Below are 24352 nucleotides of genomic sequence, written 5' to 3'. Positions count from 1 at the left end.
TGCTTTTTGGGCCGCTACTGTGAAGTCTCTGTGCACCCTGAAGCCATGCGACGCTGCAAAACGTAAGTAGTCCAGCAATGCTTACAAGTTTTCATTGTATATCCAGCGTCCGGTTAAGCTTATTATTGATACTGGGGAAAGGATACTCAGTAGCGTTGTCATATGAAACATTGAAGCCAGCAGACAACACAACCAAAATCCATGCAGAAACAAACACTACGCTGAAAAAAAATTTCAGTTCGCGCTTAACTTGACAGAATTAACCTCTTCTTTATGTCACTTCATTAGCACCTGATATTTATTGAGCGTCCATTCACCCGGCACGCTAATGTTACAGTGCCTGCTGTTATTTATTCAAATACATGTAAGCCGTCTTTAACTTTCTTCTGGCATCGGCAAAACAACCCCCTTACTGATAAAGCTTACCTTCAGGTTTAAACAACAGGCGTTCATTCTGAAAAAATTAAAAGGATGTAAAGGTGGATGAAAGTTGCTAAGAAAATTCTTACAATAACCGCTATGATTTTCTGACCATTTTCATGGAGCGACAGATGGCAAGTCATTTTGCACGGTGGATGATGACCCACGTCAGCGTGCCCGCACGGCATCTTCCCGACCCGGTGATTAATTTCGCCCACAGCCTGCCTGAGAAGCGCCGGGCCCGTTATCTTGCCTCAAGAGCCTTACTGGCCGAGCTGATGCTGCGGGTTTACGGCATATCCGTTCTGCCTGAACTTACCTCGGGTAAAAATGGACGCCCCTGCTTCGCCGATCCTGAGCTGCCCGACTTCAGTATCGCTTATGCAGGCAATATCGTTGGCGTTTTGCTGGCCGATGAAGAAAGTTATGGCGGACTGGGAATGGAATTCGTCCGGGCCCACAGCCGGCAGACAATTGAGCAACTTGCCAGTGGTCTTTCATCAGGTGAAAAAGCCTGGATACGTGCGCAGAACGAGCCTTATGAAGCCGCCACCCAGCTATGGACAATCCGGCAGAGCGTGCTGAAATTACCGGACGAAGCCAATCACGGCGTTCATACGCTGCGGCTGCTGCCCGCCTCTGGCCGTCTGCGATCGCTGGCCTTTCCTGACGCGCAGGCAATTTCGGATGAGGAAGATCTGATGGTCTGGTCCTGTGCTTTTTCACACGGCAGCGACCGGTTGCACCTCTGGGATTACGACGGAACGGTACTGGCGAGGCGGTATGAAATGCTGACGACGTCTCAACACGTTGGGCCACGTGTGCTGCGGCTGACCAGCCTGCCGCTGGAAAAATAAGGAAACTGGCTGAAAAGCGTTACAAACCCGCCTCATGAACACCTCACTATTTCCGCTTCCCCTCACGCCGGTCAGGACAGGTCACTATCAGACAGCCTTTCAGGCATATTTATCCTGACGTTCAGAACGTTCTGCGTGATTCAATTTCCGGCCAACGGCAGGAGAGGATGTGCCATGTGAAGGTTGGAGTAGCGTTGAGGAATTCGGAAGGCCTGACTAACCAGCTAACCAGCTAACCAGCTAACCAGCTAACCAGCTAACCAGCTAACCAGCTAACCAGCTATGTTACACATCTTTTATAAGCAGAAAAAAGCGGGAAAGCACTTCCCGCTTCAGAACATTAGTCAGAGAGTGACTGAAGGGTTATGCATCGATAAAGGCGATTTTTGCCACAAACAGCAGCGCCACCACGACCACACAGCCGCTGATTTCACGCCAGCGTCCCGTACCGGCCTTCATGACGCAGTAGGAGATAAAGCCCAGCGCAATCCCTTCCGTAATGGAAAAGCTGAAGGGCATCATTGCAGCGGTGACGAACGCCGGTACCGCTTCGGTCAGATCATCCCATTTCACGCGGGCCAGGCTTGAGGTCATCAGAACGCCGACGTAAATCAGCGCGCCCGCCGCGGCATACGGCGGCACCATGCCGGCCAGCGGAGAAAGGAACATCACCAGCAGGAACAAAACGCCTGTGACCACGGCCACCAGACCGGTACGCCCGCCGACAGACACCCCTGAAGAGCTCTCAATATAGGCCGTCACGGAGGAGGTACCAATGTAAGAGCCGGCAACGGAGCTGATGCTGTCCACGTAGAGCGCCTGCTTCATACGCGGAAAGGTGCCTTTTTCATCCGCCAGCCCCGCTTTATCCGTCACGCCAATCAGCGTGCCTGAGGAGTCAAACAGGTTAACCAGCATAAAGGAGAAGATGATCCCGGCCATACCGAGGTTCAGTGAACCTGCCAGATCGACCTCACCAACTACGGACGAAATACCGGTCGGTAGGGAGAAAACGCCGCCAAACTGCACGTCGCCGATTGCCAGAGCGATCAGCGTGGTCACCACAATCGAGACCAGAACGGCGATATGAATATTGCGCGAAGCAAGAATGGCGATAATAAAGAAGCCCAGCGCGCCCAGCAGCACGCTGTGAGAGCTGAGATCGCCAACGGCCACCAGCGTATCTTTGTTTGCCACCACGATGCCGGCATTTTTCAGGCCGATCATCGCAATCAGCAGGCCGATACCCGCTGAGATACCCACCCGCAGGCTGACCGGAATATTGGCTATCATCCAGTAGCGCACGCGGAAAATGGTCAGCAGCAGCAGACCTACGGCGCCCCAGAAGATGGCGCCCATGCCCACCTGCCAGGAGATGCCCATCGCGCCGACCACCACAAAAGCGAAGAACGCGTTCAGGCCCATCGCCGGTGCCAGCGCAACCGGCAGATTAGCGATCAGCCCCATAAGGATGCTGCCAAACGCGGCGATAAGACAGGTAGTGACAAACACCGCCTGAGTGTTCATGCCCGCCACGCCAAGAATTTGCGGGTTCACAAAAACGATGTAAACCATCGTCAGAAAAGTGGTGAAACCTGCAATCACTTCTGTACGGGCCGTCGTGCCATGTTCATGAAGTTTAAAGACCCGCTGCAACAGACCAGTGTTGTTCATTGTGTGTATCCAAAACGGAGAAAAGTTAACGAGCGCTATCCTAACCTAAAATTCTGTTTTTGCAGAGAGCGCCACGGAATTTTCGCAACCGATTGCCTGCCTGTTACCGGATAATCGCAACCGTTAACGTAAAATAACATTTGCCGATCGCATTTCCGTGGCAAAGCAGTAAAGTGGAGAGTCACAGCCAAAATGGAGAAGTGCTGAATGACGGTTGAATGTGTTTTTTTTGATTGTGACGGGACGCTGGTAGACAGTGAACTGCTCTGTACCCAGGCCTATGTAAACACTTTTGCGCAGTACGGTGCCGACCTCTCGCTTCAGGAGATGTTTGAAAAATATAAGGGCGTGAAGCTTTATGACATTATTGCCGACGTCTGCGACCAGCATCAGCTTACCGTTCCGGTCGACGTGATTGAACCGGCCTACCGCCAGGAAGTGGCCCGCCTGTTTGAGCTTGAACTGAAGCCCATTCAGGGTGCCAGAGATCTGCTCGATCGGATGCGCGTCCCGGTTTGCGTGGTGTCAAACGGTACCGTGGGAAAAATGCAGCATTCGCTGGGTCTGACCGGCATGCTGAGCTTTTTTGATGACCGGTTGTACAGCGGCTATGATATCAACAGCTGGAAGCCCGATCCGGCGCTGATGCAACATGCCGCCGGACAAATGAAGGTGCCGCTTGAGCGTTGCATTCTGGTCGATGACTCTGAAGCCGGCGCTAAGGCAGGCATCGCCGCAGGGATCCCGGTGTTTTACTACTGTGCCGACGCGCACAATAAACCGCTGGAACATCCTCTGGTGACAACCTTTGACGATCTGGCGCAGCTCCCTGCGCTGTGGCAGGCGAAAGGCTGGCAGCTCACCCGCTAAGGGGCTGCGGCACGGTTAGGGTGCGATGCCTGCGGCAGCAGGCATCGCGTCTCCCTGACGGCTGCCGCAAAAGAGGCCGTTTCAGCCGATAGCACCCAGCCGATCCTCATTACCTTCGGTTTTTGGCAGCAGAAAGAGGGTGGCGAAAATATCCAGCAGGTAAATCAGCGCCAGTAGGGTGATGGCCGCCACGAACGAAATTTTTGCCGCCAGCAGGCCAATCACCAGCGGACCGAAACCGCCCACGCCACGCCCCAGATTAAACAGGATATTTTGCGCCGTTGCGCGCACCTGAACCGGATAGGTATCGGAAATCAGCGCGCCATAGCCGCCAATCATCCCGTTGACGAACATGCCCATCAGCGCGCCGGTAAAGAGCATCACCGTGGGATCGCGTAACTGGGCATAAACGATCACCATCACTACTGCCCCAAACTGATAAAACAGGAAAATTTTCCAGCGGGCGAACCGATCCGCCAGTACGCCAAACAGCCAGATGCCAAAGGTCATACCGACCACCGTCACCGCCGTCCATAAGCCCGATTTGGTCAGCGAAAAGCCAAAGCTGGTGGAGAGGTAGCTCGGCATCCAGATCATCAGGCCGTAATAGCCGAAGTTCTGTACGGAACAGAGGATCAGGATACCCAGACTGGCTTTTGCAGTGGCGACATCATGAAACAGCAGTTTGAGCCGCGCGGTAAACGAGAGGCGCTGCTGTTTATTACTCTGCCGGGTAAACGCTTCGGGTTCACCCACTCCCCGGCGGATGGCAAAGGAGATCAGTGCAGGCAGCAGGCCCACCAGAAACATGCCGCGCCAGCCGATAACGTTCAGCAGCAGCGGCGTGATCAGTGCCGCCAGCAGTACACCCAGCTGCCAGCCAATACCGACCCAGGCCGAAGCGCGGTTGCGTTTGTTAGCAGGCCAGGACTCCGCAATCAGCGCCATCCCGATGCCGAACTCGCCGCCCAGCCCGACGCCTGCCAGCGTACGGTAGATCAGCAAATCCCAGTAACCCTGCGCGATAGCGCAAAGCCCGGTAAAAACGGAGAACATTAAAATGGTGAACGTCAGTACGCGAATGCGTCCGAAGCGGTCGCTGAGATGACCGAAGATAATCCCGCCGATAACCGCACCGATCAGCGTCCAGGTGACCAGTGAGCCTGCCTGGGAAGCGTCCAGCGCTAACGAGACGCTGATTGCCGGCAGCATAAAACCGAGGATAAGCAGATCGAAACCGTCCATCGCGTAGCCGCTGACGGCGGCCAGCATCGCCTTGCCCGGCGTGGCACCTTGTTGAGGCGTCTTGAGAGTCATGCGCGTTTCCTGTCGGGAAAAATGTGCGCCAAGTATAAATTTGCAGGCGGTCACATTCCAACCGAAAAACGCGGGGGGAAAAAGCAGGCCGGGATATCCCGGCCAGGAAGGGATCAGACGGGATTATTGTCGCCGCTATCACCAGTCAGTAGCTTATCTAACTGGTCGCCGCCAACGTGACGGAAGTCCTGCCCCTTCACGAAATAGAAGATGATTTCGCAAATGTTCTGACAACGATCGCCAATACGCTCAATGGCGCGGGCGCAGAAGAGCGCGGTCAGTACGCTGGGAATAGTACGTGGATCTTCCATCATATGGGTCATCAACTGACGAACGATGCCCTCATACTCCTGGTCGACCTTTTTATCTTCCCGGTAAATCTCAATGGCCGCAGTCAAATCCATGCGCGCAAACGCATCCAGCACATCATGCAGCATCTGAATGGTGTGGTGGCCCAGCGACTCCAGACTGACCAGCAGCGGCTGATGATGCTGACCAAATTTTTCCAGCGCGGTGCGGCTGATTTTCTCCGCCACGTCACCGATGCGTTCCAGTTCCGAGATAGTCTTGATGATCGCCATCACCAGCCGCAAATCGCTGGCGGTTGGCTGGCGTTTGGCGATGATACGGACGCAGGCTTCATCGATCGACACCTCCATCATATTCACCTTCTGGTCGCCGTCGATGACCAGTTTTGCCAGTTCGGCATCCTGGTTATGCATAGCGGTAATGGCGTCAGTCAGCTGCTGTTCCACCATTCCCCCCATCGTCATGACCTGGGTACGGATATGCTCCAGCTCGGCGTTGAACTGCCCGGAGATGTGTTTATTCAGATTCAGGTTATCCATGATGTTCTCCAGTCAGATCAACCGTAGCGGCCAGTAATATAGTCTTCGGTCTGTTTCTGGTGCGGCTTGGTAAACAGAGTGTCAGTATCGCTGAATTCGATCAGCTCGCCCAGATACATAAAGGCCGTATGATCGGAACAGCGGGCGGCCTGCTGCATATTGTGCGTTACGATCACCACGGTGTAATCCTGCTTCAGCTCGGTGATCAGCTCTTCAATGCGGCCGGTTGAGATCGGGTCCAGCGCTGAACAGGGTTCATCCAGCAGGAGGACTTCCGGGCGAATCGCAATGCCGCGGGCAATGCAGAGACGCTGCTGCTGTCCGCCAGAGAGGCTGTAACCGCTCTGGTGAAGCTTATCTTTGGTTTCGTTCCACAGTGCGGCTTTCGTCAGCGCCCACTGTACCCGCTCATCCATATCGGCACGGGACAGCCTTTCAAACAGGCGCACGCCAAAGGCGATATTGTCATAAATCGACATCGGGAACGGCGTGGGCTTCTGAAATACCATGCCGACGCGTGCGCGCAGCAGGGCGATGTCCTGGCTGGCGGTGAGAATATTTTCACCATCAAGCAGGATTTCGCCTTCGGCGCGCTGTTCCGGATAAAGAGAAAACATCTTGTTAAAGGTACGCAGCAGGGTGGATTTCCCACAGCCCGATGGACCGATAAATGCCGTTACCTGGTTTTTATTGATGTTCAGGTTAATGTTCTTCAGCGCATGAAACTTGCCATAGTAGAAGTTCAAATCACGAACCTGAATCATATTACCGGACATGTTGTCAGCCATTCTCTTTCTCACTTATTCGCGCCGCCGCAGCCGCGCTTCTCAATTAATGTTTACTCTTGGCAAAAATCACACGCGCCAGGATGTTCAACAGCAATACGCAGACGGTAATCAGCAGCACGCCCGCCCAGGCCAGGCTTTGCCACTCCGCAAACGGGCTCATGGCGAACTTAAAGATAGTGACCGGCAGGTTCGCCAGCGGCTGCATCATATCGGTACTCCAGAACTGATTGGAGAGCGACGTGAACAGCAGCGGGGCGGTTTCACCCGCAATACGCGCAATCGCCAGCAGTACGCCGGTGAGGATGCCTGATATCGATGCTTTCAGCGTGATTGCCGAAATCATCTTCCACTGCGGCGTACCCAGCGCATAGGCCGCTTCGCGCAGGCTGTCCGGCACCAGCCTCAGCATGTTTTCCGTGGTACGGATAACGATCGGGATCTGTAACAGTGCGAGGGCAATCACGCCCGCCAGCCCCGAAAAGTGCTTCATCTGGGCAACAATAATCGTGTAAACAAACAGCCCGACCACAATAGATGGCGCGGAGAGCAGGATATCGTTAATAAAGCGGATAACTTCAGCCAGCCAGGATTTACGCCCATACTCAGCCAGATAAATACCGGCCATAATGCCCAGTGGCGTACCCACAATCGTTGACCAGAGGATCAATAGCCCGCTGCCAGCAATGGCGTTGGCCAGACCACCGCCCGCCGTGTTCGGCGGCGGCGTGTTTTCGGTAAACAGCGACAGCGTCATGCCGTCGATACCACGGGTCACGGTGGTGAACAGGATCCATACCAGCCAGAAGAGGCCAAAAGCCATTGTCAGCAGGGAAAGCGTCAGCGCGATACGGTTTTTGGTCCGGCGCCACGCCTGCATTTTGCGACGGGAAGCGTCCAGTTCAGCGCGTGATTGCAGTTCCATCGCGGTCATGTGCGGGCTCCTTCACTTTTCGCCAGCTTCATCACCATCAGTTTTGAGCAGGCCAGGACAATAAAGGTAATCACAAACAGGATCAGCCCCAGCTCCATCAGCGCGGCGGTATGCACACCCGATTCGGCTTCGGCAAATTCGTTAGCCAGGGCGGACGTGATGCTGTTACCCGGCATAAACAGGGAAGGGCTGTCGAGCTGGTAAGTGTTGCCGATGATAAAAGTCACGGCCATCGTTTCACCCAACGCGCGTCCCAGGCCCAGCATTATCCCGCCGATAACGCCATTTTTCGTGAATGGCAGCACGATGCGCCAGATCACTTCCCAGGTCGTACAACCGATGCCGTAAGCCGATTCTTTCATCATGACCGGCGTCTGTTCAAACACGTCACGCATTACGGAAGCAATGTACGGAATGATCATAATCGCCAGGATAATCCCGGCAGCCAGAATGCCGATACCAAATGCCGGACCTGAAAACAGCGCACCAACGATAGGGATAGTTGACATCAGGTCGCCCAGCGGCGCCTGGAACCAGGTCGCAAACAGCGGCGCGAAGACAAACAGTCCCCACATGCCGTAAACGATGCTGGGGATGGCCGCCAGCAGTTCAATCGCCACCCCAAGCGGGCGACGCAGCCAGCTCGGTGCCAGTTCAGTCAGGAACAGGGCTATACCAAAACTGACCGGTACAGCGATAATCAGTGCAATGAGGGAGGTTACGATGGTGCCGTAAATCGGTACCAGCGCACCAAATTGTTCGTTGGGCGCATCCCAGGTCTTGGTCCACAGAAAGGAGAAGCCAAACTTCTGAATGCTGGGCCAGGAGGAGACGATGAGCGAGACGATAATGCCGCCCAGCAACAACAGCACAATCAGCGCAGCCAGTTTAACCAGCGCACCGAAAATGATATCACCTTGCTTACCGGGAGCCTTAAAAGTCGGCTTGGTTGCAGCCATAGAATTCTCGATGTCGAAAGTGTTAAGGCGGCCCGGTGGCCGCCTCATGGCACGGAGCGAATCATTTCGCTCCCGTGAACTGCTTAGTAGAGCGCTTTACCTGAGCTGTCTTTCACGTTGGTTTTCCAGGCGGCACGGATCTGCTCAACCACGGAGTCCGGCAGTGTCGCGTAATCCAGGCTGGTGGTTGTCTCATCACCGTTTTTATATGCCCAGTCAAAGAACTTCAGTACCGCAGCGCCTTTTTCAGCATTCGCCTGCTCTTTATGCATCAGAATGAAGGTTGTTGACGCGATTGGCCAGGCATTCTCACCTTTCTGGTAAGTCAGGTCCTGAGCAAAGGATTCGCTCCAGTTTGCACCTTTAGCGGCATCGCTGAAGCTCTGCTCGCTTGGCTCAACGGCTTTACCATCAGCATCAATCAGCTTGGTATAGGCCAGGTTATTCTGTTTGGCGTAGGCATATTCCACATAGCCGATCGATCCCGGCAGACGCTGAACAAACGCGGCGACGCCGTCATTGCCCTTACCGCCCAGCCCCGTTGGCCAGTTAACGGTGTTGCCTTTACCAACCTTGCTGTTCCAGTCGCTGCTGACTTTAGAAAGGTAGCTGGTAAACACGAAAGAGGTACCGGAACCGTCAGCACGACGCACTACGTTGATGTTGCTGTCAGGCAGCTGCACATCCGGGTTCAGCTTAACGATTGCCGGGTCGTTCCATTTTTTAATGTTGCCCAGATAAATATCACCCACGGTTTTGCCATCCAGCGTCAGCTGGCCAGACTTCACACCTGGGATATTAACCGCCAGCACCACGCCACCGATCACGGTAGGAAACTGGAACAGGCCGTTTTTCTGCAGGTCTTCTTCTTTCATTGGCGCATCGGATGCACCGAAATCGACGGTTTTAGCGATAATCTGCTTCACGCCGCCGGAAGAACCGATCCCCTGGTAGTTAACCTGTGCGCCTGTTTCTTTGTTGTATTCTGCTGCCCATTTATTATAAACCGGTGCCGGGAATGTCCCGCCTGCGCCCGTCAGATTAGTGGCGGCGAAAGCAGAAACGGCGCTCAACGAAAGGGTGACTGCTACACATTGAGCCAGAGTTTTTTGCATCAGTGTCATGTTCCCTCCAGGGGAAGTTGAAGTCAGGCTTGAAGCCATTTGTCTGAGTTATGATTGCTGCTGAAGGCAAAATAGGACAGTTTCGTGACAGTAAAATGTCGCCTATATGACAGTTTTATGACAGCGGTCAATAAATAACCCGTGATTACCAGACCGCCCAGCTTCTGGCGGAAAGCAGAATACGGCCTGTACGTAATCCGTCATGCGAAATACCAGACATCGAATCAGTCGGATTTTTTTGGCAAAATTCTCCTTTCGCCTACCCACAGGAAAATGACTTAACGGGGCTATGCTGCTTTCAGCATGCTGCATTGAGGAACGGCTTAAAAAGATCGAACGGAGAAAGAACGGGAAAGCGTTGTCGGTTTAACAGGAAGAGGAGGGAATCGGTGTTCAACCGCGTCAGGGTAAATGAAGGTCACTTTTAAAGCATGTGCGCTGCCGCTGAAAAAGAGGCGTCCTGCGCCAGCAAGAGCCAGTCAGTGATGACGCTTACGAATTTTTGCCTGCAACAGCAAAAACGCCCCCGAAGGGGCGTTTTTATTACTCCACGGTCACTGATTTGGCCAGATTACGCGGCTGGTCAACATCCGTGCCTTTAATCAGCGCCACATGATAGGAGAGCAGCTGAAGCGGCACGGTGTAGAAGATTGGCGCGATCACCTCTTCCACATGCGGCAGTGGGATAATCTTCATGCCTTCGCTATCGCTAAAACCGGCATCCTGATCGGCAAAAACATAGAGCAGGCCGCCACGTGCGCGCACTTCCTCTATATTCGACTTCAGCTTCTCCAGCAGATCGTTGTTCGGCGCGACCACGATAACCGGCATATCCGCATCAATCAGCGCCAGCGGTCCGTGCTTCAGTTCCCCGGCGGCATAAGCTTCAGCATGAATATAGGAGATCTCTTTCAGCTTCAGCGCCCCTTCCATCGCAATCGGATACTGATTACCACGGCCCAGGAACAAGGCATGATGCTTGTCAGAAAACTCTTCGGCCAGCGCCTCAATCAGCGTGTCCTGCGAGAGCATCTGCTCAATGCGGCTTGGCAGCGCCTGCAGACCGTGCACGATATCGTGCTCAATCTGCGCGTCCGCGCCCTTCAGACGGCCAATTTTCGCTACCAGCATCAGCAGCACGGTCAGCTGAGTGGTGAAGGCTTTCGTTGACGCAACGCCAATCTCGGTGCCGGCTTTGGTCATCAGCGCCAGATCGGATTCACGCACCAGTGAGGAGCCAGCCACGTTACAAATGGCCAGCGAACCAAGGTAGCCCAGCTCTTTAGAGAGGCGCAGCGCCGCCAGGGTATCCGCCGTCTCACCCGACTGGGAGAGGGTAATCAGCAGGCTGTTTTTACGCACTGCGGATTTGCGGTAGCGAAACTCGGACGCGATCTCCACGTCACACGGTACGTTAGCGAGGGCTTCAAACCAGTAGCGTGAAACCATACCGGAATTGTAAGACGTCCCGCAGGCCACGATCTGGATATGCTCAACCTGGCTCAGCAGATCGTTTGCCTTTGGTCCCAGCTCGGTCAGATCGACTTCACCGTGGCTGAAACGGCCGCTCAGGGTGTTCTTAATCGCCATCGGCTGTTCGTAGATCTCTTTCTGCATATAGTGACGATAGAGGCCTTTATCGCCCGCATCGTACTGTACGCTGGATTCAATCTCGCTGCGCTCAACGGTTTCACCGCGGCGATCGACAATGGTCACATCGCGACGGGTAATTTCGGCAATATCGCCCTCTTCAAGGTAAATGAAGCGGCGGGTCACCGGCAGCAGCGCCAGCTGGTCGGAGGCGATAAAGTTTTCGCCCACGCCGCGGCCAATCACCAGCGGGCTACCGGAACGCGCGGCCACCACCAGAGAGGGATCGCGGCTGTCCATGATGACCATGCCATAGGCGCCACGCAGCTGAGGAATGACACGCTGTACCACTTCACGCAGCGTACCGCCCTGCTTCTGCTCCCAGTGCACCAGGTGAGCCACCACTTCGGTATCGGTTTCGGAGGCAAACTGATAGCCACGGGCCTGCAGCTGCTCGCGCAGCGGCTCATGGTTCTCGATGATGCCGTTGTGAACGATAATGATATGTTCAGAGATATGAGGATGCGCATTGGCTTCAGAGGGTTCGCCGTGCGTTGCCCAGCGGGTATGGGCAATGCCGGTACCGCCCTCCAGCGGCGTGGTTGCTGCTGCTTCTGCCAGCTTCTGGACTTTCCCCAGCCGGCGAAGGCGGGTCACCTCTCCTTGTGCTGTCACCACAGCCAGTCCGGCTGAGTCATAACCCCGATATTCAAGACGGCGTAATCCTTCCAGCAGGATTTCGGCGATATCACGTTGCGCTACTGCACCTACAATTCCACACATAGTGTTTTTCCTGACGTCATGGCGCGATGGCCATTACTTTGTCTACCGATCTGATTAATCCGGTATATTCCGGGTTCCCCGAGCCTTGTAGAGAGTGGGGATTATTGTTTTATGACTGCCTGAACTACAGGCGGAATCGCTCCCGCCCTGAAAAAGAGGTTATGACTTCTTCACCGGTCGCTGCCAGCCGGTTTTCAGATTCTGATCTTTACGGTTATAGACCAGACCTTCGGCAGTAACATCCTGCATCACCGTCGTGCCTGCGGCGATTGTCGCGCCTGCGGCAACCGAAACGGGCGCCACCAGCTGCGTATCCGATCCGACAAAAACGTTGTCGCCGATAAGGGTTTTGGATTTGTTCACGCCGTCGTAGTTGCAGGTGATGGTGCCCGCACCGATATTGACGCTGGCGCCTATCTCCGCATCGCCGAGATAGCTGAGATGGCCCGCTTTAGAGCCTTTACCCAGCGTGGCTTTCTTCATTTCGACGAAGTTACCGACGTGCGCGCCTTCCGCCAGCTTGCTGCCCGGACGCAGCCGGGCAAACGGGCCGGCCGTGCTGGATGGCGCCAGCTCGGCCTCTTCCAGCACGCTGTAGGCGCTGATTTCGCAATCGTCGCCAATGATGCAGTTTTTCAGATGGCAGCCGCTGCCGATTTTAACGCGGTTACCCAGCGTCACCCGCCCTTCGATAATGACGTTGGTATCAATCACCACATCCCGTCCATGCTTCAGCTCGCCCCGTAAATCAAAACGGGCGGGGTCATTGAGCATTACGCCGGCCAGCAGCAGCCTTTCCGCCTGCTCCGCCTGGTAGATACGTTCAAGCGTGGCCAGCTGCAACCGGTTGTTGACGCCGTCGGTCTCCGTTGCCCTGTCCGGGTGAACCGCTTCGGTGATGCGGCCTTCCTGATGGGCCAGAGCGATAATGTCGGTGATGTAGTATTCGCCCTGCGCATTGTTATTGGTCAGTTTGCTGAGCCAGCGCTTCAGGTCAGCGCCGTTAGCCATCAGGATGCCGGTGTTCACCTCATTAATAGCAAGCTGCTCAGGTGAGGCATCTTTCTGTTCAACAATGCCCACAACCGAGCCATTGCGGCGAATGATGCGGCCATAGCCCGTCGGGTTTTCCAGCATTACCGTTAACAGCGCGATGCCGCCAGCGGGTTTAGCGCGCTGTAACCGCTGCAACGTAGGCACGGAAATCAGCGGAACGTCGCCGTACAGCATCAGGATGTCTTCATCATCAGCAAAATGCGGGGCGGCCTGCTGCATCGCATGACCCGTGCCCAGCTGCTCCGCCTGCAAAACCCAGTTCAGGGAAGGATCGGTCAGCGTGGACTGTAAGAGATCGCCGCCGTGCCCGTACACCAGGTGCACCTTTCTGGCACCGAGGCCGTTTGCGGCATCAATAACGTGCTGCACCATCGGTTTTCCGGCAAGCAAATGCAGCACTTTGGGCAGGTCGGAGTACATGCGGGTTCCCTTGCCAGCAGCAAGGATCACCACACTCATCGGGCTGTTAGACATAGTCATCCTGAACATTCTGTAATTAGACGGAAGTAAAACGGTTTGGCGCCGAAATTACTACATTTTTCTCGGTCCAAAATTAGGCGTACAGTCCCCGGAGCGCAAGCAAAAAAAATGCCAGTCAGTTTCCTGACTGGCATTCTTGCTTAAACCTGGGCTACATCGCTTTTTTGGTCAACTCGATCACGCGCAGTTTGGCGATCGCTTTAGCCAGTTCAGCCGATGCGGTTGCAAAATCCACATCGCCGTGAGAGTTGTTCATATGCTCTTCGGCTTTGCGCTTCGCTTCCACCGCACGGGCTTCGTCGAGGTCGGTGCCGCGAATCGCCGTATCAGCCAGCACGGTAACCGCGCCGGGCTGAACTTCCAGCAGGCCACCGGAGAGATAGATATACTCTTCGTCACCTTGCTGCTTCACGATACGAACCATACCCGGTTTAATGGCGGTCAGCAGCGGTGCGTGGCCGGGAAAAATACCCAGTTCGCCTTCGCTACCTGACACCTGGATTTTCTGTACCAGACCTTCGAACATCTTCTGTTCAGCGCTGACGACGTCCAGGTGATAAGTCATAGCCATAATTAACCTCCAGAGAAACTTCCCGGTAATACTTCAGGCTGCACAGGCGGTTTTCCCCTTGCCGCAGCCCGAAATAAGCAGGGATATGATTACAGTTTCTTCGCTTTTTCCACGGCTTCTTCGATCGAACCGACCATGTAGAAAGCCTGCTCAGGCATGTGGTCGAATTCGCCGTCCATGATGCCTTTAAAGCCACGGATGGTATCTTTCAGCGACACATACTTGCCTGGAGAACCGGTAAAGACTTCCGCCACGAAGAAAGGCTGAGAAAGGAAACGCTGCATCTTACGAGAGCGCGCTACCACCAGCTTGTCTTCTTCTGACAGTTCGTCCATACCCAGGATGGCGATGATGTCTTTCAGTTCCTGATAACGCTGCAGCAGTGACTGTACGCCACGTGCGACGTCGTAGTGCTCCTGACCAACGACCAGCGGATCCAGCTGACGGCTGGTGGAATCCAGCGGGTCAACGGCCGGGTAGATACCCAGAGACGCGATCTGACGGCTCAGTACCACGGTTGCATCAAGGTGAGCAAAGGTGGTGGCTGGAGATGGGTCAGTCAGGTCATCCGCAGGTACGTATACGGCCTGTACGGAGGTGATAGAACCGGTTTTGGTCGAGGTGATACGTTCCTGCAGAACGCCCATCTCTTCCGCCAGCGTTGGCTGATAGCCTACCGCTGAAGGCATACGGCCCAGCAGTGCGGATACTTCCGTACCGGCCAGGGTGTAACGATAGATGTTATCGATGAACAGCAGAACGTCACGGCCTTCGTCACGGAATTTTTCCGCCATGGTCAGGCCGGTCAGCGCAACGCGCAGACGGTTTCCTGGCGGCTCGTTCATCTGGCCATAGACCAGAGAAACTTTATCGATAACGTTGGAGTCGGTCATTTCGTGGTAGAAGTCGTTACCCTCACGAGTACGCTCACCCACACCGGCAAATACGGAGAAACCTGAGTGCTCAGCCGCAATGTTACGGATCAGCTCCATCATGTTTACGGTTTTACCGACACCCGCACCACCGAACAGACCAACTTTACCGCCCTTCGCAAACGGACACATCAGGTCGATTACCTTGATACCGGTTTCCAGCAGCTCCTGAGAGTTGGACTGGTCTTCGTATGAAGGTGCAGAACGGTGGATAGCCCAACGCTCTTCTTCGCCGATGTCGCCTTTCATGTCGATTGGCTCACCCAGCACGTTCATGATACGACCGAGCGTTGCGGTGCCGACCGGCACCTCAATTGGGTGCTCAAGGTCAACCACGTCCAGACTGCGCTTCAGGCCGTCTGAAGAACCCATGGCGATGGTACGAACCACGCCGCCGCCCAGCTGCTGCTGTACTTCCAGCACCAGACGCGTATCACCATTTTTGACCTCAAGCGCGCTGTACACTTGCGGTACGGCGTCCTGAGGGAACTCGACGTCCACCACGGCGCCGATTACCTGGACAATCTTTCCAGTAGCCATCTTGAATCCTCTACCTAATCATTTAACCTGGTTAAACCGCGGAGGCCCCACCGACAATCTCGGTAAGTTCCTGGGTGATGCTGGCCTGACGAGCTTTGTTGTATACCAACTGCAACTCTTTGATCAGGTTTCCGCCGTTGTCGGTCGCCGCTTTCATCGCCACCATACGCGCGGCCTGTTCGCTGGCCAGGTTTTCTACAACACCCTGGTAAACCTGAGACTCGACGTAGCGGCGCAGCAGGGTATCCATCAGCGCTTTCGGGTCCGGTTCGTACAGGTAATCCCAGGTACTTTTCTTCACAACGCCTTCGTCTTCATCCGCTGGCGGTAACGGCAGCAGCTGGACGATTTGTGGAGACTGAGACATGGTGTTGATAAATTTGTTGCTGACGATAAACAGCTTGTCGAGACGGCCTTCATCATAGGCCTGCAACATCACTTTCACCGGACCGATCAGATCGGACAGGGAAGGTTTGTCGCCCATGCCAGTGACCTGAGCCACCACGTTGCCGCCAACGGAGCTGAAGAACGAAAGCCCTTTGGAACCGATAATCGCCAGATCGCTCTCAACGCCTTTATCGGACCAGACTTTCATATCAGCCAGCAATTTTTTGAACAGGTTAATGTTCAAACCACCACAAAGCCCGCGGTCGGTAGATACGACCAGGTAGCCGACGCGCTTAACGTCACGCTCTTCCAGGTAAGGGTGCTTGTACTCCAGATTCCCTAACGCAATGTGACCAATCACTTTGCGCATGGTCTCTGCATAAGGACGGCTGGCCGCCATGCGTTCCTGCGATTTACGCATCTTGGAGGCGGCGACCATTTCCATCGCTTTGGTGATCTTCTGCGTGTTCTGCACGCTTCCGATCTTACTACGTATCTCTTTTGCGCCGGCCATAAGCTTCTCCTCAAAGCCTTGCGGCTTGCCCGTTAAGGAGCAAGCCGCCAGACATTACCAGGACTGGGTTTTCTTGAACGTTTCGAGGAGGCCTTTCAGCTTCTCTTCGATCTCGCCGTTGTAATTACCAGACTGGTTGATATCAGCCATCAGCTCAGCATGTTCGCGATCGGCAAAGGCCAGCAGTGCGGCTTCGAAGTCACCGATTTTCGCCAGTTCGACGTCATTCAGGTAACCACGCTCGGCCGCGAACAGCACCAGACCCTGCTGCGCAACGGACATCGGCGCATACTGTTTCTGTTTCAGAAGCTCGGTCACTTTCTGACCGTGGCTCAGCTGTTTACGGGTTGCTTCATCCAGATCGGAGGCGAACTGAGAGAACGCCGCCAGTTCACGATACTGTGCCAGCGCGGTACGAATACCACCGGACAGTTTCTTGATGATCTTGGTCTGAGCAGCACCACCAACACGCGATACCGAAATACCCGGGTTAACTGCCGGACGAATACCGGAGTTGAACAGGTTAGTTTCCAGGAAGATCTGACCATCGGTAATCGAGATTACGTTGGTTGGAACGAACGCAGAAACGTCACCCGCCTGGGTTTCGATGATCGGCAGTGCAGTCAGGGAGCCGGTTTTACCTTTCACTTCACCGTTGGTGAAACGCTCAACGTACTCAGCGCTGACGCGCGAAGCACGCTCCAGCAGACGGGAGTGGAGGTAGAACACGTCACCAGGGAAAGCTTCACGACCCGGTGGACGACGCAGCAGCAGGGAAACCTGACGGTAAGCAACGGCCTGTTTGGACAGATCGTCATAAACGATCAGTGCATCTTCACCGCGGTCACGGAAGTATTCGCCCATGGCGCAACCTGCATAGGGTGCCAGGTATTGCAGTGCAGCGGATTCAGAAGCGGTAGCCACAACCACGATGGTGTTAGCCAGCGCGTTGTGCTCTTCCAGCTTACGAACCACGTTAGCGATGGTAGAGGCTTTCTGACCGATAGCCACATACACACACTTGATGCCGGAATCGCGCTGGTTGATGATCGCATCGATCGCCATCGCGGTTTTACCGGTCTGACGGTCACCGATGATCAGCTCACGCTGGCCACGGCCGATTGGAATCATCGCATCGACTGACTTATAGCCAGTCTGTACAGGCTGATCTACGGACTGACGGTCGATAACGCCAGGTGCGATAACTTCGATCGGCGAGAAGCCGTCGTTGTCGATGGCGCCTTTACCGTCAATAGGTGCACCCAGGGTGTTCACCACGCGGCCCAGCAGGCCACGGCCAACCGGTACTTCCAGAATACGGCCAGTACACTTAACCTTCATGCCTTCGGCAAGGTCAGCGTAAGGACCCATCACGACTGCACCTACGGAGTCACGCTCCAGGTTCAGTGCGATGGCAAAACGGTTGCCCGGCAGTGCGATCATCTCACCCTGCATAACATCGGCCAGGCCGTTTACGCGGATGATACCGTCACTGACGGAAACGATAGTACCTTCATTGTGAGCTTCGCTCACTACATTGAACTGAGCAATGCGCTGCTTGATCAGTTCGCTGATTTCGGTGGAATTCAGTTGCATAAGCTCCAGTCCCCTTAAGACTGCAAGACGTCTGCAAGACGCTCAAGACGGCCGCGTACGCTGCCGTCAATGACCATATCACCCGCACGGATGATTACGCCTGCCATTACAGACTTATCAATTTTGCAATTCAGCTTAACTTTGCGTGACAGACGTTTTTCCATAGCGGCGCTGATTTTGGTCAGCTGTTCGTCACTCAGTGTAGTGGAAGAGATTACCTCAACATCGGCGGTCGCATCGTGTGCGGCACGCAGCTGGATAAACTGTGCCAATACAGCGGGTAGCGCTGGTAAACGTTTGTTTTCAGCCATTACCCTAATCAGGTTCTGACCGGCTTCGTCCAGTTGATCACCGCAGATAGCGATGAACTGTGCAGACAACGCTTCCGGCGCAAGCGCGCCGGAAAGGAGTTCTGCTACCTGTTCATTGCTGGCTACCTCAGTAGCGAACGCCAGCATCTGCTGCCAGCGATCGACACTTTGATGCTCAACAGCAAAGTCAAAAGCTGCTTTGGCGTAGGGGCGAGCTACAGTAGTAAATTCAGACATCAGCCCCTCCCTCCTTACAGTTCAGCGACCAGTTTATCAACGATGTCGCTGTTAGCAGCTTCATCCACGGAACGTTCAATGATTCTCTCGGCGCCGGCGACAGCCAGCATCGCGACTTGCTTACGCAACTCTTCACGTGCACGTTTGCGTTCGGCGTCAATTTCAGCCTGCGCCTGGGCGACGATCTTGTTACGTTCCTGCTCAGCCTCAGCTTTCGCTTCGTCCAGGATCTGCGAACGACGCTTATTAGCCTGTTCGATGATTACCTGAGCCTCTTCTTTCGCTTTCTTCAGCTGATCGGACGCATTACTCTGCGCGAGATCCAAATCTTTCCTGGCACGTTCAGCAGAAGCAAGGCCTTCGGCAACTTCTTTCTGGCGCTTTTCGATAGCGGCCATCAGCGGCGGCCATACGTACTTCATGCAGAACGCGACAAACAGGATGAACGCGATAGCCTGGCCGAGGATTGTTGCGTTAATGTTCACAGCACAATGCCTCTTGTTAAGTTAACTTTTTTCTGCAGTTGCCGGAGCAGACCGCAGAAGCCGTTCATCGCCGAACAGGAACGCCCAGCGATGAACAATCGGTTTACGCTACAGCAAACATCACGTACAGACCCAGACCTACAGCGATCATCGGGATTGCATCCACCAGACCCATTACAACAAAGAACTGCGTACGCAGCAGAGGAATCAGATCCGGTTGACGCGCGGCGCCTTCCAGGAATTTACCTCCGAGGATGCCGATACCGATCGCAGCACCGATTGCCGCTAAGCCCATCATCACAGCGGCAGCCATGTACAGCAGATCCATATTCAGGTTTTCCATGACAGTCTCCAGTTTGTTTCAGTTAAAACGCAGTTGTGTTGAGAAAAATATCAATGTTCTTCAGATGCCATCGACAGATAGACAATCGTTAAGACCATGAAAATGAAAGCCTGCAACGAAATGATCAGGATGTGGAAAATGGCCCATGGCACATTCAGAACCCACTGTGACCACCACGGCAACAGGCCGGCAATCAGGATAAAAATCAATTCACCCGCATACATGTTGCCGAACAGTCGCAAACCAAGCGAAACCGGTTTGGACAGCAGGCTCACCCCTTCAAGGATCAGGTTGATCGGGATGAAAAGAGGGTGATTGAAGGGTTGCAGAGTCAGCTCTTTAGTAAAGCCCCCAATGCCTTTCATCTTGATGCTGTAGAACAGAATCAAAATAAATACGCCAAGCGCCATCGAGAGCGTGATATTCACGTCTGCTGAAGGCACCACACGCAACGCTGGCAGCCCAAACACATGCTCACCGATGTACGGCAGCAGGTCGATAGGCAGCAGGTCCATGAAGTTCATCAGAAAGACCCAGACGAAAATCGTCAGAGCCAGCGGTGCAATAACTTTGCTTTTGCCGTGATACATGTCGCGCACGTTGCTATCGACAAAACCGACAACCAGCTCAATCGCGGCCTGAAGCTTGCCCGGTACGCCACTGGTCGCTGATTTCGCCACTTTGCGAAACAGCACCAGGAACACCAGTCCCAGCACCACAGAGAAAAACATGGAGTCGATATTTAATAACCAGAACGTCGCCGGAGCGTCGTGCGGATTCACTAGCTCGAAGGTACGCAGGTCGATCTGAAGATGTGTCAGATGGTGACCTATGTATTCCTGCGGCGTAGAGATTTCTCCTGCAGCCATGATGCCTCTTACCCTTTGTTGTTAATTACAGCCGGAGCGACGATTTGCACAATCACCACCGATAACCAGGCCAGTCCGAGCGGCATAAAAACCGCCCCAAACACCGCCAGCGCCACGATAAGCAGAAGAATGGTACTCAGCACCTTCAGCACTTCACCCAGTGCGAAACTCCACGCCATGCGCCCCTTAACCGGGTCTCCTGCCTGATGGCGCCAGGCAAAAATCATAAATAATACGTTCGGCAGCCAGGCTGCCATGCCACCCGCCAGCGCGGACAAGCCCCAGCTCAGCTCTTTAAGGGCAAACAGCGCGCCGATTACGACAAAGGTCACCAGCTGTAGAAGCAGCACGGTTCGGGCAAATTTCACTCTGTAAAGGGACACTGACATGACGCTGAAACTCTCCTGCCCCGATAGGGGTATGTCGCGTGTCGTATAAAACTGCCTTTGCTCTTTTGAGTCAAGCAGCAAAAAACGAGCAAATTATACGGTGCGCCCCTGCAATTTCAATGGATAAGTAGCGAAAAGGTGAACAATTATTTAAATTTCTTTCCGCCGCTCACTTTTTCTAATTTGTCAGGAATAGTAAATCACCTAAAATTCCGCGATATTGCGGTGAAACATTGCTCATAAAGCGTGCGGAAGATCACAGAACAGTAATATTAAGCGACCTGGACCAGTAAGAACATTCTTAGTAAATATAACGCTATACAAATAATATTCATATATATCAAGCGGTTGTATTATTTAATTTACAAAACCATCGTTTCCAGGAATTAGAGCCGCTTATTGACTTTAAGCGCCGCTATTTCATTGTTTCAAACGCGCCGTCTGGGGATGCGATAAAACCCTATATTTCCCGCTGTAATCAATTCTTTCTGCAGTCTGCCCTCTGCACGTCATATTTATGATGCCACTTTGTGAAATTAACGTTAAATGTGACAAGAAATTTCCATACAATTCAAGCTGCGTATTTAACGTTAACGAAACATCCTGTCAGGCAAATTTTTTTGCATAAAGCCACCTGAAAGCCTGTTTTTCAGACAACCTCCACGCCGTTATGCCAGGTCTGCATCCGGACCGGCGAAAAGCGTCCTGTGACTTAACTGAAATCCACCGTCGTAAAGCGCTTATTAACTGCAGGGCCTTTCAGGCTGTAGTGGTTTTTTCGCCACAATCTGCCATAAAAATCGCCTCTTTTCCCGTCAGAAAAGGGACAATCGCCACACTATTCTTGCGGGCTATTAATGATGATCAGATGACGTTCACCTTCCAGCTGAGGGACTGAGAGACGGACAACCCGCTCCAGGCTGAATCCCGCCGGCAATGCAGCGATCTCCTCCTCAGGGACTACTCCTTTAAGGGCATAAAAGCGCCCTTCCCTGCCTGGCAGATGATGACACCAGTTCAGCATATCGTTCAGAGAGGCGAAGGCACGACTGATAACGCCATCAAACGGCGGCTCGCCTGGCCAGTCTTCAACGCGACTCTGAACAGGTTCAATATTCTCGAGCTTCAGCTCGTGCTGAACCTGCTTCAGAAAGCGAATACGCTTGCCAAGGCTGTCCAGCAGCGTGAAATGGGCGTCCGGGCAGACAATGGCCAGAGGGACTCCCGGCAGGCCCGGGCCCGTGCCAACGTCAATAAAGCGGCTTCCCTGCAGGTGAGGTGCAACCACGATACTGTCCATGATATGACGAACCAGCATTTGCTCAGGATCGCGAATGGAAGTCAGATTATAGGCCTTATTCCATTTATGCAGCAGTTCAACATAGCCTACCAGCTGCTGTTTTTGTTGATCGGTGAGAATAATACCGGCGGCGTTGAGAAGTGATGAGAGTTTGTTTATCACAAGACGGTCCATAAAATGAGGGCGATAGCGTCGCCCCGGTTTAACGCGACAGGATTGGCAGGTGGGTTTCCCCACCTGCTATTGTCAGGCACTTTTACGCAGTAAACCCTGTTTTTTCAGGTAGATCAACAGAATGGATATCGCAGCCGGAGTAATACCGGAAATGCGTGAAGCCTGACCGATCGAGCCTGGTTTATGATCGTTCAGCTTGGCGATAGCCTCATTGGAGAGACCGCTAACCTGCTGATAATCGAGTCCGGCTGGCAACAGCGTGTTTTCATTGCGTAGCTGACGATCGATCTCTTCCTGCTGACGGGCAATATAGCCTTCGTATTTCACCTGTATTTCAACCTGCTCGGCAGCCTGAGGGTCGCTGAGTGCCGGGGCGAATGTGCTGAGCGTCATCAGCTGCGCATAGGTCATCTCGGGGCGGCGAAGCAGATCTTCACCGCTGGCTTCTTTGGTCAGGGCAGCGCTCAGCACGCTGTTCACCTCCGCGACCTTTTCTGATTTGGGATGCACCCAGATATCCCGGAGGCGCTGACGTTCCTGTTCGATGCTTTCCAGCTTCTCGTTGAAACGCGCCCAGCGGGCATCATCCACCAGCCCCAGTTCCCGTCCAGCTTCCGTCAGACGCAGATCGGCGTTATCTTCGCGAAGCATCAGCCGGTACTCTGCGCGCGAGGTGAACATCCGGTAAGGTTCTTTTGTACCAAGGGTGCACAGGTCGTCGACCAGAACGCCCAGGTAAGCCTGATCGCGGCGCGGCGCCCAGCTCTCTTTGTCCGCCGACTGGCGTCCGGCATTCAGGCCAGCCAGCAGCCCCTGAGCGGCGGCTTCTTCATAACCGGTGGTGCCGTTGATCTGCCCGGCAAAAAACAGTCCCTGGATAAATTTGCTTTCAAGTGTCGGCTTCAAATCACGCGGATCGAAGAAATCATACTCGATGGCGTAACCCGGACGGACAATCTTTGCATTCTCCAGCCCTTTCATGGAACGCACGATCTGCATCTGTACGTCAAACGGCAGGCTTGTCGAAATCCCGTTGGGATAGATCTCATTACTGGTCAGCCCTTCAGGCTCCAGGAAGATCTGATGAGCATTACGATCGGCAAAGCGCATTACCTTATCTTCGATCGACGGGCAGTAGCGGGGGCCGATCCCTTCGATCACGCCAGCGTACATCGGGCTGCGATCCAGGTTGTCTCGAATCACCTGGTGCGTCTGCTCGTTCGTGTAGGTGATATAGCAAGGCACCTGCTGAGGATGCTGCGATGCATTCCCCATAAACGAGAAGACAGGTGCTGGCGTGTCACCGTGCTGCGGTGCGAGCACGCTGAAATCGATGCTTCTGGCGTCAATACGCGGCGGCGTGCCGGTTTTCAGACGGCTGACGCGCAGCGGCAGTTCCCGCAGTCGTCGGGCTAACGGGATGGACGGCGGATCGCCGGCGCGTCCACCGCTGTAGTTATCCATGCCGATATGAATTTTGCCATCAAGGAAAGTACCGACTGTCAGAACCACGGCTTTAGCACGGAACTTAAGCCCCATCTGCGTCACTGCACCGACGACGCGATCGTTTTCCACAATCAGATCTTCCACCGCCTGTTGAAAGATCATCAAATTAGGCTGGTTCTCAAGGACGGTACGTACCGCCTGTCGGTAGAGCACGCGATCTGCCTGAGCACGGGTGGCCCGTACCGCAGGCCCTTTGCTGGCGTTTAGTATCCTAAACTGGATGCCAGCCTGATCGATCGCCTGCGCCATCAGCCCACCCAGTGCGTCCACTTCTTTAACCAGATGTCCTTTTCCGATACCACCGATCGCCGGATTACAGGACATTTGTCCAAGCGTATCAATGTTATGGGTTAATAACAGGGTTTGCTGACCCATTCGGGCAGCCGCCAGTGCGGCTTCGGTACCCGCATGACCACCACCGATTACGATGACGTCAAAAGGATCTGGATAAAACATGGTACTGCACCTCGCGCTTTTGCGGATGGGGGGATTGCTGTCCGG

At 54.1% G+C, this 24352-nt stretch carries 22 protein-coding genes; 2 read left to right on the top strand and 20 right to left on the bottom strand.

Annotated elements, in window-relative coordinates; genetic code table 11:
• The first annotated feature begins 551 nt into the window (after positions 1 to 551).
• Positions 552 to 1277, top strand: coding sequence for a 4'-phosphopantetheinyl transferase superfamily protein (locus tag EA20_RS0107785; RefSeq protein WP_024966284.1), 726 nt, complete (start codon positions 552 to 554; stop codon positions 1275 to 1277).
• Between the two features lie 363 nt (positions 1278 to 1640).
• On the opposite strand, the gene EA20_RS0107780 is transcribed toward EA20_RS0107785, so the two are convergent.
• Positions 1641 to 2951 (bottom strand): NCS2 family permease, encoded by a 1311-nt coding sequence (locus tag EA20_RS0107780; RefSeq protein WP_024966283.1) that lies wholly within the window; start codon positions 2949 to 2951, stop codon positions 1641 to 1643.
• Between the two features lie 207 nt (positions 2952 to 3158).
• Here EA20_RS0107780 and yieH point away from each other — a divergent pair, with 207 nt between their 5' ends.
• Positions 3159 to 3821: a 6-phosphogluconate phosphatase gene (yieH, locus tag EA20_RS0107775; RefSeq protein ID WP_024966282.1), complete on the top strand. Its 663-nt coding sequence runs from the start codon at positions 3159 to 3161 to the stop codon at positions 3819 to 3821.
• An 81-nt stretch (positions 3822 to 3902) separates the two neighbouring features.
• On the opposite strand, the gene EA20_RS0107770 is transcribed toward yieH, so the two are convergent.
• The 19 genes from EA20_RS0107770 to mnmG all read right to left on the bottom strand — a co-directional run bounded on the left by EA20_RS0107770 (position 3903) and on the right by mnmG (position 24307).
• Positions 3903 to 5138, bottom strand: a complete 1236-nt coding sequence (locus EA20_RS0107770; protein WP_024966281.1) for an MFS transporter — start codon at positions 5136 to 5138, stop codon at positions 3903 to 3905.
• A gap of 113 nt (positions 5139 to 5251) precedes the next feature.
• A complete protein-coding gene (gene phoU, locus EA20_RS0107765; protein WP_024966280.1) occupies positions 5252 to 5986 on the bottom strand; it encodes a phosphate signaling complex protein PhoU in 735 nt (244 codons plus the stop codon).
• Positions 5987 to 6003: 17 nt separating this feature from the next.
• A complete protein-coding gene (gene pstB / locus EA20_RS0107760; RefSeq protein ID WP_024966279.1) occupies positions 6004 to 6774 on the bottom strand; it encodes a phosphate ABC transporter ATP-binding protein PstB in 771 nt (256 codons plus the stop codon).
• A 43-nt stretch (positions 6775 to 6817) separates the two neighbouring features.
• Positions 6818 to 7705: a phosphate ABC transporter permease PstA gene (pstA, locus tag EA20_RS0107755; RefSeq protein ID WP_024966278.1), complete on the bottom strand. Its 888-nt coding sequence runs from the start codon at positions 7703 to 7705 to the stop codon at positions 6818 to 6820.
• Positions 7702 to 8664: a phosphate ABC transporter permease PstC gene (pstC, locus tag EA20_RS0107750; protein WP_024966277.1), complete on the bottom strand. Its 963-nt coding sequence runs from the start codon at positions 8662 to 8664 to the stop codon at positions 7702 to 7704. The genes pstA and pstC overlap by 4 nt, the downstream gene beginning before the upstream one ends.
• A gap of 83 nt (positions 8665 to 8747) precedes the next feature.
• A complete protein-coding gene (gene pstS / locus EA20_RS0107745) occupies positions 8748 to 9788 on the bottom strand; it encodes a phosphate ABC transporter substrate-binding protein PstS (RefSeq protein ID WP_024966276.1) in 1041 nt (346 codons plus the stop codon).
• A 543-nt stretch (positions 9789 to 10331) separates the two neighbouring features.
• Positions 10332 to 12161, bottom strand: a complete 1830-nt coding sequence (glmS, locus tag EA20_RS0107740) for a glutamine--fructose-6-phosphate transaminase (isomerizing) (protein WP_024966275.1) — start codon at positions 12159 to 12161, stop codon at positions 10332 to 10334.
• A 159-nt stretch (positions 12162 to 12320) separates the two neighbouring features.
• Complete coding sequence (gene glmU / locus EA20_RS0107735; RefSeq protein WP_024966274.1) at positions 12321 to 13691, bottom strand: bifunctional UDP-N-acetylglucosamine diphosphorylase/glucosamine-1-phosphate N-acetyltransferase GlmU; 1371 nt, start codon at positions 13689 to 13691, stop codon at positions 12321 to 12323.
• Between the two features lie 157 nt (positions 13692 to 13848).
• On the bottom strand, positions 13849 to 14268 hold the full coding sequence (locus EA20_RS0107730) for a F0F1 ATP synthase subunit epsilon (protein ID WP_024966273.1): 420 nt from the start codon (positions 14266 to 14268) through the stop codon (positions 13849 to 13851).
• An 89-nt stretch (positions 14269 to 14357) separates the two neighbouring features.
• A complete protein-coding gene (gene atpD / locus EA20_RS0107725) occupies positions 14358 to 15740 on the bottom strand; it encodes a F0F1 ATP synthase subunit beta (RefSeq protein WP_024966272.1) in 1383 nt (460 codons plus the stop codon).
• 31 nt (positions 15741 to 15771) lie between these two features.
• Positions 15772 to 16641, bottom strand: coding sequence for a F0F1 ATP synthase subunit gamma (gene atpG / locus EA20_RS0107720; protein ID WP_024966271.1), 870 nt, complete (start codon positions 16639 to 16641; stop codon positions 15772 to 15774).
• A 54-nt stretch (positions 16642 to 16695) separates the two neighbouring features.
• Positions 16696 to 18237, bottom strand: a complete 1542-nt coding sequence (gene atpA / locus EA20_RS0107715) for a F0F1 ATP synthase subunit alpha (protein WP_024966270.1) — start codon at positions 18235 to 18237, stop codon at positions 16696 to 16698.
• A gap of 14 nt (positions 18238 to 18251) precedes the next feature.
• Positions 18252 to 18785 carry a F0F1 ATP synthase subunit delta gene (gene atpH, locus EA20_RS0107710; protein ID WP_024966269.1) on the bottom strand — a complete coding sequence of 178 codons (534 nt, stop codon included), beginning with the start codon at positions 18783 to 18785 and terminating at the stop codon, positions 18252 to 18254.
• Positions 18786 to 18799: 14 nt separating this feature from the next.
• Positions 18800 to 19270 carry a F0F1 ATP synthase subunit B gene (atpF, locus tag EA20_RS0107705; RefSeq protein ID WP_024966268.1) on the bottom strand — a complete coding sequence of 157 codons (471 nt, stop codon included), beginning with the start codon at positions 19268 to 19270 and terminating at the stop codon, positions 18800 to 18802.
• A gap of 103 nt (positions 19271 to 19373) precedes the next feature.
• Positions 19374 to 19613, bottom strand: a complete 240-nt coding sequence (gene atpE / locus EA20_RS0107700) for a F0F1 ATP synthase subunit C (protein ID WP_003849523.1) — start codon at positions 19611 to 19613, stop codon at positions 19374 to 19376.
• Between the two features lie 50 nt (positions 19614 to 19663).
• Entirely contained in the window at positions 19664 to 20482 is an 819-nt protein-coding gene (gene atpB / locus EA20_RS0107695) for a F0F1 ATP synthase subunit A (protein WP_024966267.1), read from the bottom strand.
• Between the two features lie 8 nt (positions 20483 to 20490).
• Positions 20491 to 20871, bottom strand: a complete 381-nt coding sequence (gene atpI / locus EA20_RS0107690) for a F0F1 ATP synthase subunit I (RefSeq protein ID WP_024966266.1) — start codon at positions 20869 to 20871, stop codon at positions 20491 to 20493.
• Between the two features lie 838 nt (positions 20872 to 21709).
• The gene (gene rsmG / locus EA20_RS0107685) at positions 21710 to 22333 is read right to left on the bottom strand and encodes a 16S rRNA (guanine(527)-N(7))-methyltransferase RsmG (protein ID WP_024966265.1); all 624 of its coding nucleotides are present in this window, start codon (positions 22331 to 22333) and stop codon (positions 21710 to 21712) included.
• 84 nt (positions 22334 to 22417) lie between these two features.
• Complete coding sequence (mnmG, locus tag EA20_RS0107680; protein ID WP_024966264.1) at positions 22418 to 24307, bottom strand: tRNA uridine-5-carboxymethylaminomethyl(34) synthesis enzyme MnmG; 1890 nt, start codon at positions 24305 to 24307, stop codon at positions 22418 to 22420.
• Between the last annotated feature and the right edge of the window lie 45 nt (positions 24308 to 24352).

This window comes from Pantoea sp. IMH (assembly GCF_000599885.1).
Lineage (GTDB): Bacteria > Pseudomonadota > Gammaproteobacteria > Enterobacterales > Enterobacteriaceae > Erwinia.
Note: the sequence above shows the minus strand (reverse complement) of the source record. Positions and strands in the feature narration are given on the sequence as shown.

What these genes read in the sequence shown, in the direction of transcription:
- EA20_RS0107785 (WP_024966284.1), top strand. Translation starts at nt 552, where the DNA reads ATGGCAAGTCATTTTGCACGGTGGATGATGACCCACGTCAGCGTGCCC.
- pstA (WP_024966278.1), bottom strand. Translation starts at nt 7,705, where the DNA reads ATGACCGCGATGGAACTGCAATCACGCGCTGAACTGGACGCTTCCCGT.
- atpB (WP_024966267.1), bottom strand. Translation starts at nt 20,482, where the DNA reads ATGGCTGCAGGAGAAATCTCTACGCCGCAGGAATACATAGGTCACCAT.
- atpE (WP_003849523.1), bottom strand. Translation starts at nt 19,613, where the DNA reads ATGGAAAACCTGAATATGGATCTGCTGTACATGGCTGCCGCTGTGATG.
- pstB (WP_024966279.1), bottom strand. Translation starts at nt 6,774, where the DNA reads ATGGCTGACAACATGTCCGGTAATATGATTCAGGTTCGTGATTTGAAC.
- atpD (WP_024966272.1), bottom strand. Translation starts at nt 15,740, where the DNA reads ATGGCTACTGGAAAGATTGTCCAGGTAATCGGCGCCGTGGTGGACGTC.
- EA20_RS0107730 (WP_024966273.1), bottom strand. Translation starts at nt 14,268, where the DNA reads ATGGCTATGACTTATCACCTGGACGTCGTCAGCGCTGAACAGAAGATG.
- atpI (WP_024966266.1), bottom strand. Translation starts at nt 20,871, where the DNA reads ATGTCAGTGTCCCTTTACAGAGTGAAATTTGCCCGAACCGTGCTGCTT.
- EA20_RS0107780 (WP_024966283.1), bottom strand. Translation starts at nt 2,951, where the DNA reads ATGAACAACACTGGTCTGTTGCAGCGGGTCTTTAAACTTCATGAACAT.
- atpA (WP_024966270.1), bottom strand. Translation starts at nt 18,237, where the DNA reads ATGCAACTGAATTCCACCGAAATCAGCGAACTGATCAAGCAGCGCATT.
- pstC (WP_024966277.1), bottom strand. Translation starts at nt 8,664, where the DNA reads ATGGCTGCAACCAAGCCGACTTTTAAGGCTCCCGGTAAGCAAGGTGAT.
- pstS (WP_024966276.1), bottom strand. Translation starts at nt 9,788, where the DNA reads ATGACACTGATGCAAAAAACTCTGGCTCAATGTGTAGCAGTCACCCTT.
- yieH (WP_024966282.1), top strand. Translation starts at nt 3,159, where the DNA reads ATGACGGTTGAATGTGTTTTTTTTGATTGTGACGGGACGCTGGTAGAC.
- phoU (WP_024966280.1), bottom strand. Translation starts at nt 5,986, where the DNA reads ATGGATAACCTGAATCTGAATAAACACATCTCCGGGCAGTTCAACGCC.
- atpH (WP_024966269.1), bottom strand. Translation starts at nt 18,785, where the DNA reads ATGTCTGAATTTACTACTGTAGCTCGCCCCTACGCCAAAGCAGCTTTT.
- glmS (WP_024966275.1), bottom strand. Translation starts at nt 12,161, where the DNA reads ATGTGTGGAATTGTAGGTGCAGTAGCGCAACGTGATATCGCCGAAATC.
- glmU (WP_024966274.1), bottom strand. Translation starts at nt 13,691, where the DNA reads ATGTCTAACAGCCCGATGAGTGTGGTGATCCTTGCTGCTGGCAAGGGA.
- atpG (WP_024966271.1), bottom strand. Translation starts at nt 16,641, where the DNA reads ATGGCCGGCGCAAAAGAGATACGTAGTAAGATCGGAAGCGTGCAGAAC.
- mnmG (WP_024966264.1), bottom strand. Translation starts at nt 24,307, where the DNA reads ATGTTTTATCCAGATCCTTTTGACGTCATCGTAATCGGTGGTGGTCAT.
- EA20_RS0107770 (WP_024966281.1), bottom strand. Translation starts at nt 5,138, where the DNA reads ATGACTCTCAAGACGCCTCAACAAGGTGCCACGCCGGGCAAGGCGATG.